This window comes from Aestuariivita sp. (genome assembly GCF_021404545.1).
Lineage (GTDB): Bacteria > Pseudomonadota > Alphaproteobacteria > Rhodobacterales > Rhodobacteraceae > Aestuariivita.
Map to the genome: position 1 here is coordinate 1 of NZ_JAAWWD010000012.1, position 12,647 is coordinate 12,647.

The window sequence follows — 12,647 nt, forward strand, 5'->3', positions numbered from 1 at the left end:
GTTCTCAGGGACCCGGGAGTGTGGTTAAGAGCCCGGTTCCCTGGCCCGCGATTGGGCCTGTAACGCATCACGATTTCTCGGCCGCGCCATCTGGCGACGGTGGAGCGGGTATCACCGACGAAGCCGTGTCGAAACCAAGATGCATTGTGTGACGTTGCCGGGCCAGAGCCTCATGGCGCGGGACTTCGACCGGCAGGTCGCGGAAATCCAAATCCGTGTTGCCGTTCTCAACAAGTACACAGTTCTTGGCATACCCATTACTGAGGTCGTAGGCTAAATCCGTCCGGGGAAAGGGGAAGTGCAGGCATGCCCCGATTTGTGCAACAAAGCCCATTGGGCGCCACGCCATTGCGCCGCGCAACGGCGGAAATGCTCTCGCCGTCATACAGGGTCTCCTCAACGATCCGCAGCTTCTCGGCCATGGTCCAGCGCCGACGGCGACCGCCATCGGTGATGGTTTCAATCTCAGATATGAGCACATGCTTAAGGCCATCCTTAAGCCTCCTTGGTCAGGCCAAGGCGTCTGGTCGAAATGGGGGCCAGTTCACTGACCGACTTTCCATCTTACTGCTACAGACCTGATGCCGCGCAAGATTTTGTGAGATGGCCGCAGTGAAGGGTCCGGCGTCGCACAAAAAAGTGACGGGTTTTCGCCTTGTATCATGCGGCGTCTCCCCGTGGAGACGCGCGGGATTTGGGGGTCTGGCCACGTGTGAAGGTCTCGATGATGATCATCGAGCCACCGCCTTTAGGGCATGGCTTTGACCGGTCTCGTTCGTCGATATCGACGTCTTGGTCCGCACTGACTTTCGGATTGGCATCTGCCTCAACCTCCAGCAAGCACCTGATCTTTGCGATCCTGTCCCGCCTGATGCCATTCGCGAGGAAACCTGTGTGTCGGATGCGGTGTAAGCCGGAGGGCAGGATGTGGATCAGAAAGCGGCGGATGAGTTCATCCGTGCTCAGGCGCATTGTCTTCATGCGTCCTCTCGTGGTTGTGCTGCGCAAACCACTGCCGGGCACTGGTACGCCGTGCTTGATCCGATCGTCTTTCCAGCGGAAGGCCACGGTATGGGCATCCGCGCTGACAAGGCGATGATTGGAGATAGCGACACGATGGGTGTATCGGCTCAGGTATGCCAACACCGCCTCGGGCCCAGAGAAGGGCGGCTTGGCATGGACGACCCAGCTGGTTTTGCGCAGCGGCGCAAGATGGGCTGCGAAGGTATCCGGATTGGTCAGCTTAGCCAGATCACCAAAGAAAGACAGTTTCCCCGCCTTGTGGGAACTGTCCAGCCCTTCGAGGAACAAACGCCGGAACAGCCGCGAGAGCACCCTCACCGGCACAAAGAAGCCCGGGCGGCAGTTCACCCAACGCCTGCCATCGGGGGGACAGCCCGCCACCCGGCACAATGACATGGACATGCGGATGATGCGTCATCGCCGAGCCCCATCTGTGCAGGACTGATGTCATGCCGGTCCAGGCACCGAGGTGGTTGGGATCGGCAGCGATGGTCAGCAGCGTCTGGGCCGACGCCTTGAACAGCAGACCATAGACCGCCGCCTTGTTTTGGTAAGCAATATCGACGATCTGCGGCGGCAAGGTGAAGACCACGTGGAAGTATTCGACGGGCAACAGGTCCCCCATCCGCGCCTGTATCCAGCCCTGCGCCGCAGCGCCCTGACACTTTGGACAATGCCGCTTGCGACAGGCGTTATAGGCGACATGCCCGCCAAGGACCGCAGTCCGGCAATCCTCAATTGCGGACATGACTTTCAGCTGCGGCAGGTTCAAATGACCTGAGTGTTCACGACGATTGGCAGCACCATGGAAGCGGAAGATGTCCGCGACCTCCAGTTTGGTGCGGGGCATCTGAGCCGGGGTTTATCCGGCCCCGACCTCCCGGCGCACCAACAGATCGAGCGGGCTGGTCACATCCCGGATCCATTGCCGGGCAGGGCATTGCGCAGCAATGTCCCAAGAGGGGGCTTGGTCGCCACCTTCGTGTAAATCGTCGTCGTTTCCAACTTTGCATGGCCGAGTAGAACCTGCCCTCTCATCGAAACTGCGTTTCGACTGTCGGGTGATAAATGACCCGGATGTCGGTGCCGCCCTCCAGCAGGTGCGTGGCAAGGCTGTGTCGGAGCGTGTGGGGCCAGACGGTCTTCCTGATCTCCGCGAAGTCACAGGCCACCCCAAAGGCCCGGTTGAACTGCCGCGTCGAGATCGGGTCAACCCGGTTGCGCCCGGGAAAGAGCCAGCCTCCGGGCCGAGCCTCGCGATAATAGTCACGCAAAAGCTCAAGCCGACTGGGCGACAGCATCACATGGCGATCCTTGCGGCCCTTGCCCTGGTCGATCCGGATCAGCATCCGGTCGCTGTCGATGTCGCCGATCTTCAAATGTGTGACCTCGCTCGCCCTGAGCCCGCCGCCATAGGCCACGCTGAACGCCGCCCGGTATCTGAGCCCGGGTCCCGGCGCGGCCTCGAGAATGCGCGAGACTTCCTCGGCGCTCAGCACGACGGGGATCTTCCTGGCCGCCCGCTGACAGCGCATATGCCGCTTCATCTCCGGGCGCAGGCACGTGGTCGCGTAGAAGAAACTCAGCACCGCCGGCCGGTTGTTGAAGGTCGGTGCCCCGACGCCCCGTTCCTTCATATCCAGTTGAAACGCCCGCAACTCCTCAGGCGTCGCGCTATCCGGTGTGTGCACCAGAAACCGCGCGACATCGCGCATCGCCCGCAGATACATCGTCTGCGTCTCGGGTTGCAGCCCCTCGATCCGCATATCTTCAAGGAACCGCTGGCGCAGCTTCGGTACATATTGCTCTGACATTGAAATCTCCTGTCATCAGATTGGGAAGATCCCAATCGTCCAACAGGTGCGTCAGTTCACAACATCACGGCGCTTCGATCAGCACACATCACCCGCAACAAGCACCAATACCGCCAGAGCGGTTTCGTCCGCGTCCCGCATTGTGTATTTCTCCAGTGCGCAGCGCATGGCGGGTCATCATCGCTTCGCGCTCAGAACTCCTGATTGTCGCAGGGTCGCGCTGCAAGGGCGGACCTTCGCGGCCACGCGTCGAACCAGCGGGTTGGCTCATGCTGGCCACCGGGGCACACCGATGACCCATGAAGCCGGGATCAACCCCTAGAGCCAACAGCAAAAAAAGGGCCTCAGAGACGAGGCCCTTTTTTCAACCCTCTATGGAGGATCACACCCCGATCAGATCCGGAACGATGGTGACGATACCCGGGAAGAACCACAGGATCGCAAGGCCAACCACCTGGATTAACACAAACGGTATGATCCCGCGATAGATATGGCCCGTGGTGATCCCCGCCGGTGCGACCCCTCGGAGGTAGAAGAGCGCAAAGCCGAAGGGCGGGGTCAGGAACGAGGTTTGCAGGTTCACCGCGATCATGATCGTCACCCATTTGGGATCGAAAGACCCGCCATAGATCACCGGCCCCACAATCGGGATCACGATGTAGATGATCTCAAGGAAATCCAGCACAAAGCCCAGGATAAAGAGCACCAGCATCACGATCAGGAAGACCTTGTACTCGTTGTCAAAGCTCTTGAGGAACTGCTGGATGTAATGCTCTCCACCAAAGGAGATCACCACCAGGTTGAGCAGCTGCGAGCCGATCAGGATGGTGAACACCATCGAGGTCACCTTGGCTGTCTCGCGCACCACCGGGCTGAGAACCCCGTTGGAAAAGAGCACCCAACAGCCAAAGAGCAGACCGAACAGCGCATAGAGATACGCGCCATACGCCAGCAGGAAGGCGATCCAGGTCTCGGCAGACACGACCTCGTTATTGATGCGCAGGTCGAAATTCACGCCGATCAGGATGCAGATGATGATCGCGAAGGTGGACCAGATGATGATATGGCCCGACCGGTTGAGGTCTTTGAGCTTGCGATAGGCCGCCAGCATGATCGCGCCACCCGCGCCCAGCGCCGCGGCAGGGGTCGGGTTGGTGATCCCGCCCAGGATCGAACCCAGAACCGCCACGATCAGAACCAGCGGCGGGAAGACCACCCGGATCAGGTCGTTTTGCGCCAACCGCCCGGCGGCCTCTCGACACCCGTAAAGAACGATCAGAACTGGAATGGCCATCAGCAGCCATTCCGCCCCCGCGCTCGCCGTGGGCGCCACAAGGGTGATATCCACAAGCAGCATCAGGATCAGCCCGATCGCACCGATGATCAGCGGTTTGGGATCGCTTGACGGCGACACCCCCCGCGCAGTGGTCAGCACCAGCCCCAACAGCACCACCAGGATCGCCACACCGGTGCCGATGGGTGCGGCATTGGCGATCTTGGCCTCAAGGGCCGCGGCCAGCTCGTCCTCGGTCAGCCGTTCGCTCTGTGCGACACCGCCCGTCGCATCGATCTGGTTCTGCTCGGCCACAGCCGTGTCCCAGGCCTCCTGACCATGCAGGTCGATCATCGAGGCCTGACATTCCTCGGACACATTGGTCCGAAGGCTGGCCCCCTGCCCCACATCCGAGAACGACGAGATGGTCAGGTTCTGCGAGCCCACGATATTGAGGCTGCTCAGCAGGATCGTGCCACCGATCAACAGGATCGGCGCGCCCAGGAACCAGGTGAATGCCTCGTTGCGCGTGACCGGTTCGTTATTGGTACTGCCCAGCTCCACGGCCGGCGCCTTGGACGGGTTGAGCAGGGCAAAGCCAAAGGCATAAAGCGCATAGAGCAGCGCCAGCATGATCCCCGGCAAAAGCGCCGCCTGAAAGAGTGTCCCAACCGAGACCACCGCAGGCTCCCCCAGGAAGGTCAGCGCGTCCGAGCACCCGGCACTTTGCGCACGCGCCTCTTGTGCGGTGGAATAGAGATCGCCCGCCAGCGTACCCAGCAGAACGATCACGATCGAGGGCGGAATGATCTGCCCCAGCGTACCCGAGGCCGCAATGACACCGGTCGCCAGTTCCGGGGAGTAATTGTTGCGCAGCATGGTGGGCAGCGCCAGAAGCCCCATCGTGACAACCGTCGCACCGACGATACCGGTAGAGGCCGCCAGAAACGCGCCCACAACCACGATCGACACGGCCAGACCGCCGGGCAGCGGACCAAAGACACGCGCCATGGTGGTCAGAAGATCGTTGGCGATCTTGGAGCGTTCCAGTGTGATGCCCATCAAAACGAACATCAGCACCGCCAGCAGCGTCTCAATCGACGCACCGGCCAGTACGCGTTCGTTGATCCGATTGACGATGAACGACACGTTGCGGTCCATCGCGACTTCCCAGCCTTGCGGGAACACCGGCTCGCCTATGCGCGGCAATTCGGGGTATCGGAAGACCGAGACATCCGCAGCTTTCGCCCCCCCCGCGATCAGGTCCGCATAGGCCTGACTGGAGGTGTCGATCGCCTGGTGGATCAAGAGCCCCGCACTGTCGAGGGCCGCGATGATGGCGAAAGAGATGACCCCGGCCCCGCCAATGGCAAAGGCCACGGGAAAGCCGGAGAGGATGCCCCCGAAAAGGCAGATGAATACGATGATCAGGCCGATTTCGACGCCATCAAGACCGAATAGCATGGTTGCTGTCCTTAAAGGTTAATGAGCGCCTTCGTAGGCTTCTTCACCCTCGCCAAGGCTGTCCTTGTCGAGGTATTTGTTCTCGCTTTCCTGCCCTTCACGCCATTCCTGGAATGACCGGAAGAAGAAGGCGACCGCATGGATAAAGACCATTGCCGCGAAGGCGCAGAGTAGCACCTTGAAGAGGAAATAGGCGTTGAATCCGTTGGGGCTGAACCCGATCGTCTCGACATTCCAGCGCAGCGCGCGGGATTTCATCAGCAAACGATCCAGCGATTCCGAGGCCGAGGGTTTCGGTACGATCAGATGGCGCCAGAGGAAATACCAGCCGTACATCCACGTGATCACCGCCATCGGCGCCATGAAGATCAGGCAGCCGACCATGTCGATGACCTTCTTGGTGCGGAACCGCACCGAAGAATAGATCAGGTCGACCCGCACATGCCCGCCCTGCACAAAGGTATAGGCACAGCACAAAGCCACCACCATCGCATTATAGAGTTTCAGTTCTTCGGCAAACCAGCTCACATCGAATTGCAGCGGGATACCGAACCCGATCGAGATATCGGGCCGTGCAAAGACCCGTTGCATGAAGATGATAACGATCTGCTGAAGGACCATGATCAGGCCCGCCCAGGCAAAGAACCGGCCGACCGTGTTGGCAAAGCCTTCCAGCACCCGCACGGTGCCCCACATGATCGACCCGCGCCATATGCCCAGCCCGAACAGGATCAGTACCGTGGTAAAGCAGACGAAGAAGAATTCCACCGATCCGCCGTAATACACAAAGCGCATGATCGCTTCGTTGTTCGACCAGTCCAGCCAGAGGCCGGGATGTGTGATCGCATAGAAAAAATTGTAAAACGATAGGCCGATCTGGCTGACGAACCAGACGATACCGTCCAGAATGGCCGCGAACCCGCCGCCTTGGACTGCTTCTTCTTCCATCAAGGCTCCCCCGTGCGGCGCATCTTTGGCGCCTTGTCTCAGGCCGGTGACGTTGCGGCTCTCCCCTTCCGCATGTCAGCTTGGATGAAAGAGGCCCGATGCGGATGCACCGGCCCTCTCTCGCGATATCTTCCTGTGGTATTTTGGATCGGTCCAGGCGGTAACCCGGACCGCAAACCGCTCTCGCTTAGCCCAGAACCCGGTCGCGCTGTGCGACATAGGCGGTGGACGACTGCTTGAGCCAGCCCGACGAGGACTTCATCGAGGCCATGGCGCTGTCGTGGATCTTCTTGAACAGATCGTCACCCATGTTCTCGTCGAGAACTTCGCGCGATGCCGCACCGAACGCATCCCAGACGCTGTCGGGGAATTCCATGACCTTCACGCCCGAGGACTGAAGCCGCTGAAGCGCCGAGCCGTTGTTGGACAGGAATTGTGCCAGATTCCACTGGTGGCATTCGCCCGACGCGATCTCGATGATGCGCTGATGCTCGGGGCTCAGGCTGTCAAAGACTTCCCGGTTTGTGGCCAGCGACAGACCCGCGCCCGGCTCGTGGAAACCGGCGGCGTAGTATGTCTTGGTGATTTCCTGGAAACCGGCTTTTTCATCCGCCCAGGGGCCGATCCACTCGGTCCCGTCAATCGCACCCGACGCCAGCGCCTGATACACTTCGGAACCGGGAAGGTTCTGCACCGATGCACCCAGTTTACCCAGAGCTTTGCCGCCCAGGCCGGGCATGCGGAACTTCAGGCCGTTGAAATCTTCGGGTCCGCTGATTTCATTCGCGAACCAGCCGCCCGCTTGGGCACCGGTGTTCCCGGCGAGGAACGACTTCAAGCCAAAGATCTGGCCCAGTTCGTCATGCAGTTCCATGCCGCCGTCGAAATAGTACCAGTTCACCAGCTCCTGTGCCGTCATGCCAAAAGGCACGGCTGTGAAGAACGCATAGCCTGGGTGCTGACCCACGAAGTAATAGTCGGCCCCATGATACATGTCGGCCTGACCGGCGGTCACGGCGTCGAACACTTCGAAGGCGCCCACAAGCTCACCCGCGGCCTTGAGGTCGATCGTCAGCGACCCGCCGGACATTTCGGTGATTGTTGTGGCCACACGCTCGGCCGCGTCATGCACGCCCGCCAGGCCACGGCCCCAGGTTGTTACCAGCGTCAGCGTGCGGTTGCCCTGTGCGTAAGCCGGTGCGGCCAGCGCGCCCGTGGTTGCGGCAGCGGCACCACCCAGTGCAGAGGTTTTTAGAAACTTACGGCGATCCATAGGGTCACTCCTCCCGTTATGGTTGACGCCCGGCTCTTGCGGCCAGGCGGATCATCAAAGTGGCGTCACCCTACTGATCATCCTGCCGGTGTGAATACCAAGTACTACGTAGAGAGGTAAATTTTTCAGACCAATTTAGCTATTTGACCGGTTTGACGCGGAAAAGAGGCTGATCGGGCCATGCGATTCGCCTCAGGACATCGGTCGGGACTGGTCTTTAGGGTGATTCCCCCGTAACGATTCGACTATGCGGAGGTTACGCGCATTCCTGACCCCCAATTACGCCCAGAAACTGTCGTTGCTGGCGGCGATTCCCCTGATTATCGCCGCCACGCTGATCGCGGTTCTGGTCGCCTATCAGTCCAGGGTGCTGGCCAACCGCGAAATCGAAGCGCTTCAGGAACAGCTCATCGAAGCCAAAAAGGCCGAGCTGAGAAACTATGTCACCCAGGCGCGCAACGGCTTCTATTTCATCTATGGACGCGCGCCCCACGATGACGACATTGCCAAGGATCAGGTTGCCCAGATCCTTGCCGCGATGATCTACGGTATCGACGGATCCTTCTTTGTCTACGATTACGACGGCACCAATCTGGTCAATCCACGTCATACCGATCTGATCGGCGGAAACTGGGCCGGTCTGACCGACACCGCGGGCACGCCCGTGGTCGATGAGCTGATCCGCCTGGCGCGCGAGGGGTCCGGGTATCACAGCTTTTTGTGGACCAAACCTTCCACCGGTGAAGAGGCGCAGATGATCGCCTATGTCCTGGGCTTGCAGGACTGGCGGTGGGCCGTGGGCACAGGTGTCTTCATCGACGATATTCTGGCCACGGTTGCCGCCCAGCGGGCCGAGGTCGAGGCCCGCGTTCAGACCACCTTTGTCTCGATCGGGGCGATCACGCTGGTCGCGCTTTTGGTTGTGTTCGCCTCGGGCATGGTGCTCAACATCCGCGAACGTCGTCTGGCCGATGCCAAGCTCAAGGAACTGACCCAGCGCGTCTTTGATGCGCAGGAAGAGGAACGCGGTCGGGTTGCGCGCGAGCTGCATGACGGGATCAGCCAGATCCTGGTGGGCATCCGCTATGCGCTGGACAACGCGCGCCGCCGGTTCCAACGCGGTGACGACCGCGCCGAGGAGGCGCTGGAGAACGGCATCGAGACCCTGGGTCAGGCCATCCAAGAGGTCCGCCGGATCAGCCGCGATTTGCGCCCCGGCGTGCTGGACGATCTGGGCCTCGGCCCCGCGCTCAAGTCGCTGACCGACGATTTCAGCACCCGGACCGGGATCGATGTGGATTTCACGACGGTCGTGTTCCGCAACCGCCTGGACCAGGATGCCAAGATCGCACTCTATCGTATCGCACAGGAAGCCTTGACAAATATTGAACGGCACGCCGGCGCCACCCAGGTGTCGATCGACCTTCGCGGGCACACGTCCGGCGCCACCCTCAGGATCAGCGACAATGGCCGGGGCCTGCCAGACCACCATCACCCCCGCGCCGGACTTGGGTTGCGCAATATGCAGGAACGCATCGAACAGCTTGACGGTAGCCTCAGGATCCTGTCCACCAAGCCCGCGCGCGGACAGCGCGGCGGAATGGTGATCGAGGCCCGCGTGCCACTGACCCATCTGCTGCCGCCGGACGAGCATGCGCAATCCGATTGGGAGGCCCAGGCATGACCGCAGCCATCAAACCGCCGGTCAAGGTGATGATCGTCGATGACCACCCGATGGTGGCCGAAGGGATTCAGTCGATCCTTGAGACCTATGACGATATCATGATCGTGGGCACGCTGGGCAATGGTCAAGAGGCCGTTGACCAGATCGACACCCTCGCCCCGGATGTGATCCTGATGGATCTCAACATGCCGCGACTGGGGGGGCTCTCGGCCACCGAGATCCTGCTTGAAAAACGGCCCGGCACCCGCATCCTGATCCTGTCGATGCATGACAGTCCCGAATACATCTCAAGCGCGCTCAGCCATGGCGCGATGGGCTATGTGCTCAAGGACGTGCCCACCGACGAGATCAAACAGGCCATCGACACAGTGATGGGGGGTCGGCGCTATCTGTGCACCGGGGCCGAAGGATCGCTCAAACCCAAGGAAGGCGCGCGCGAGGCGCTCACCGGGCGCGAGCAGACCATTCTTTTGCAACTGGCGCAGGGCAAATCCAACAAGGACGTTGCCGAAGCGCTCGATATCTCGGTGCGTACGGTGGAAACCCATCGCAAGAACATCAAGCGCAAGCTTGGCATTTCTTCGACCGCCGGCCTGACACGCTATGCGTTGGAGCATGGCGTGCTCCAAGGGACCGGCACCGGATTCTGACGCGGATTTCAGGCGGCATCCGGATGCGTTCGGGCAGGAAGGCCATCGGTCTCCTCAGGCACAATTCCTGTCCTAAACGAACGGTCGCGCCGACCGCCCGTGATCTGTCGCATTTTAAGAAGCGATAAACGCCTTGTTAGGGGCTCTGAGCCTAGGTTGCGGCCAGATGGATCGCATTCAAAGGGGCACCCGTATGAAACTGCGTATTTTGATGATGCTGATAATCGGCCCACTTCTTGCACTGGCCGGTTTCTTCCTGTGGCTGGATCTATCCGAATTCCGGGAAGCCATTAAGAATGGCGAACACACCCAATCCGTAGCCGCGGAAATGAGTGCAGTGTCTGAATTGACGCATCAACTGCAAAAGGAACGCGGATATTCTGCGGGGTTTGTCGCTGCCAATGGAACGAATCTCCGCGAAGATCTTGCCAGACAACGAGGTGCGACCGATCAGACAGTGGACCGGATATGGCAGAGTCTGTCGCATATCGGGGAGCATGACCCGGCGCTTTTGTCACGGTTGCGCGACAAGATGGATCGGGTGGAGGCGCAACGCGCGCAGGTTGACAACCTGTCGGTCACCGTTGCGCAAACGGTCACCTTCTACACCGATCTGATCGACACACTGCTCAACACGATGAAGGCAGACACACTTGAGATCGAAGAGCCGTCGGTCCGGTCCTTGGCGCGCGCAGCGATGCTGTTCGGACGGGCCAAGGAATATGCCGGGCTGGAACGGGCCGCCGGGGCTACGGGATTGGCGGCAGAGCAGTTCTCACACGGCATCTATGGTCGGTTTTTGGGACTGGGCGCGTCGCAGACAACAGCGCTCGATCTGGTTGCGATCGAATTGGCCGACCGTCAAGCGCTGAACGATCTCTATCGCCAATCGGCCTTTCTACAGGTCGAATCGATGCGCGATGCGATCGCTGCGGCAATGGCGGGTGATCGGATCGTGGACTTTGGCGCGGCTCAATGGTTCGAGACCTCCACCCGCTGGATCGACAGCCTGTACGAGATCGAGGGTGATCTGATCAATCAGATAAAGACCGAGACCAAAAACCTGCTGCAGGAGGCGCGCAAGAAATTGCGCGACGAGTTGATCTATAGCATCAGCATCGCGTTTGTCGTCGTACTGCTGGCGGTGGCGAGTTTCGAGTATCTGATTTTCCGGGTCAAACGCCTGACCCGCGCAATGAAGCAGTTCACGGAAGGCAAGTTCGACGTCTGGATCCCTGGTATCGACGGCCGGGACGAGGTGGGCAGAATGGCCCGAGCTGTCTATGAATTCAAACAGGAAACCCTGGCGATGCGCCGGGCAGCGGCCGAAGAGAAGGCCAATGACGAGGCTTTGATCCTGGGCAAGGCGCAAAGGGTGGTGGAACTGGTCACCGAAGGGCTTGCCGCTTTGGCGCAGGCCGACCTGACCCAGCATTTCGAGGATCCTCTTGCGCCCGAATACGATGCGATCCGCAACGATTTCAACGCAGCAACGGCACGGTTGCGCAATGTGATGGCGGCGATTTCGGAAACGGCGGTCGATCTGGATGAACGCGCGGAAAACCTGATGCGGTCCTCCCGCGATTTGGGAACCCGCACGACCGAGCAGGTGGAAACGATCGCCTCCACCAACGAACGGGTCTCCAAGCTTTCGGCGGAGGTAGCCGATTACGCCTCCCATGTTCGCGACGCGTCGCATCGCGCAAGTCTGGCCAAGAACACCGCCGACAAATCGGGCGAGGTTGTGCGATCAGCCGTTGATGCGATGGACCGTATCGCCTCCTCTTCCAAAGAGATCGGCCGCATTATCTCGATCATCGAGGATATTACCTTCCAGACCAATCTCTTGGCGCTCAATGCCGGTGTCGAAGCGGCACGCGCCGGCGAAAGCGGGCGAGGCTTTGCCGTGGTTGCGTCCGAAGTGCGGGAGCTGGCCAAACGGTCCAGCGCCGCCACACAAGAGATCAAGACGCTGATTGATGACAGCAGCACCAATGTGGCCGAAGGCGTTGGACTGGTCGGCGAGGCTGGACGCTCTCTTGAAGAGATCTTCGGCGAGATCGCCCAGATTGACGATGTTCTGGGACAAGTGGCCCAGGGGTCCATCAGTCAGGCCGATGATCTGCGCGACATCGCGCAGGAGGTGACCCGCCTCAACGATCTGGCCAACCGCAATATGGATGTTGTCGAAGCATCCGGAGACACCTCGCAGGAAACCGCGCAAATCTCAAAACAGATGACACATCTGGTCAGCGATTTCCGCCTCGGTTCGGGCGAGGATCAAAGACATCTGTCCGCGCGGGTCGCCTGACCTGCCGGCAGCACCTTGCCCGACGCGGCGCACTCCCGCGCTTTGGCCACGACACAACAGACCCTGAAGCCAAGACCGCGCTACACAGCTCGGTCTTGGCCCGTTTAGGAGCCGGGCATCGTCCAACCTTTGGTCAATGTGCCGCAGAACCCCATCTCAGATTGCAGTTGTTTCTCTTTACAGCCCAAAACGCGCAACTTCTGCAAA

Annotated in this window: 7 protein-coding genes and 3 pseudogenes; 4 read left to right on the forward strand and 6 right to left on the reverse strand. The window is 60.2% G+C overall.

Annotated elements, in window-relative coordinates:
• Positions 1 to 34 precede the first annotated feature (34 nt).
• Positions 35 to 277: pseudogene (locus HEP69_RS06775) on the forward strand (IS5/IS1182 family transposase); the annotation flags it as partial.
• Between the two features lie 49 nt (positions 278 to 326).
• Here HEP69_RS06775 and HEP69_RS06780 read toward each other — a convergent pair.
• The 6 genes and pseudogenes from HEP69_RS06780 to HEP69_RS06805 all read right to left on the reverse strand — a co-directional run.
• Positions 327 to 479, reverse strand: a pseudogene (locus tag HEP69_RS06780) (transposase); the annotation flags it as partial.
• A gap of 181 nt (positions 480 to 660) precedes the next feature.
• Positions 661 to 1,873 (reverse strand): annotated as a pseudogene (locus HEP69_RS06785) (IS91 family transposase).
• Positions 1,874 to 2,057: 184 nt separating this feature from the next.
• Positions 2,058 to 2,837 (reverse strand): tyrosine-type recombinase/integrase, encoded by a 780-nt coding sequence (locus HEP69_RS06790; protein ID WP_290557801.1) that lies wholly within the window; start codon positions 2,835 to 2,837, stop codon positions 2,058 to 2,060.
• 382 nt (positions 2,838 to 3,219) lie between these two features.
• Positions 3,220 to 5,574, reverse strand: a complete 2,355-nt coding sequence (locus HEP69_RS06795; RefSeq protein WP_290557802.1) for a TRAP transporter large permease subunit — start codon at positions 5,572 to 5,574, stop codon at positions 3,220 to 3,222.
• Positions 5,575 to 5,592: 18 nt separating this feature from the next.
• Positions 5,593 to 6,522 (reverse strand): TRAP transporter small permease subunit, encoded by a 930-nt coding sequence (locus HEP69_RS06800; protein ID WP_290557803.1) that lies wholly within the window; start codon positions 6,520 to 6,522, stop codon positions 5,593 to 5,595.
• 187 nt (positions 6,523 to 6,709) lie between these two features.
• Positions 6,710 to 7,795: a TRAP transporter substrate-binding protein gene (locus HEP69_RS06805; RefSeq protein WP_290557804.1), complete on the reverse strand. Its 1,086-nt coding sequence runs from the start codon at positions 7,793 to 7,795 to the stop codon at positions 6,710 to 6,712.
• A gap of 247 nt (positions 7,796 to 8,042) precedes the next feature.
• Here HEP69_RS06805 and HEP69_RS06810 point away from each other — a divergent pair, with 247 nt between their 5' ends.
• The 3 genes from HEP69_RS06810 to HEP69_RS06820 all read left to right on the forward strand — a co-directional run bounded on the left by HEP69_RS06810 (position 8,043) and on the right by HEP69_RS06820 (position 12,440).
• Entirely contained in the window at positions 8,043 to 9,479 is a 1,437-nt protein-coding gene (locus HEP69_RS06810; RefSeq protein WP_290557805.1) for a cache domain-containing protein, read from the forward strand.
• Complete coding sequence (locus HEP69_RS06815) at positions 9,476 to 10,129, forward strand: response regulator transcription factor (protein WP_290557806.1); 654 nt, start codon at positions 9,476 to 9,478, stop codon at positions 10,127 to 10,129. The genes HEP69_RS06810 and HEP69_RS06815 overlap by 4 nt, the downstream gene beginning before the upstream one ends.
• A 193-nt stretch (positions 10,130 to 10,322) precedes the next feature.
• Positions 10,323 to 12,440 carry a nitrate- and nitrite sensing domain-containing protein gene (locus tag HEP69_RS06820; protein ID WP_290557807.1) on the forward strand — a complete coding sequence of 706 codons (2,118 nt, stop codon included), beginning with the start codon at positions 10,323 to 10,325 and terminating at the stop codon, positions 12,438 to 12,440.
• Positions 12,441 to 12,647 lie beyond the last annotated feature (207 nt).

What these genes read in the sequence shown, in the direction of transcription:
- HEP69_RS06790 (WP_290557801.1), bottom strand. Translation starts at nt 2,837, where the DNA reads ATGTCAGAGCAATATGTACCGAAGCTGCGCCAGCGGTTCCTTGAAGAT.
- HEP69_RS06795 (WP_290557802.1), bottom strand. Translation starts at nt 5,574, where the DNA reads ATGCTATTCGGTCTTGATGGCGTCGAAATCGGCCTGATCATCGTATTC.
- HEP69_RS06800 (WP_290557803.1), bottom strand. Translation starts at nt 6,522, where the DNA reads ATGGAAGAAGAAGCAGTCCAAGGCGGCGGGTTCGCGGCCATTCTGGAC.
- HEP69_RS06805 (WP_290557804.1), bottom strand. Translation starts at nt 7,795, where the DNA reads ATGGATCGCCGTAAGTTTCTAAAAACCTCTGCACTGGGTGGTGCCGCT.
- HEP69_RS06810 (WP_290557805.1), top strand. Translation starts at nt 8,043, where the DNA reads ATGCGGAGGTTACGCGCATTCCTGACCCCCAATTACGCCCAGAAACTG.
- HEP69_RS06815 (WP_290557806.1), top strand. Translation starts at nt 9,476, where the DNA reads ATGACCGCAGCCATCAAACCGCCGGTCAAGGTGATGATCGTCGATGAC.
- HEP69_RS06820 (WP_290557807.1), top strand. Translation starts at nt 10,323, where the DNA reads ATGAAACTGCGTATTTTGATGATGCTGATAATCGGCCCACTTCTTGCA.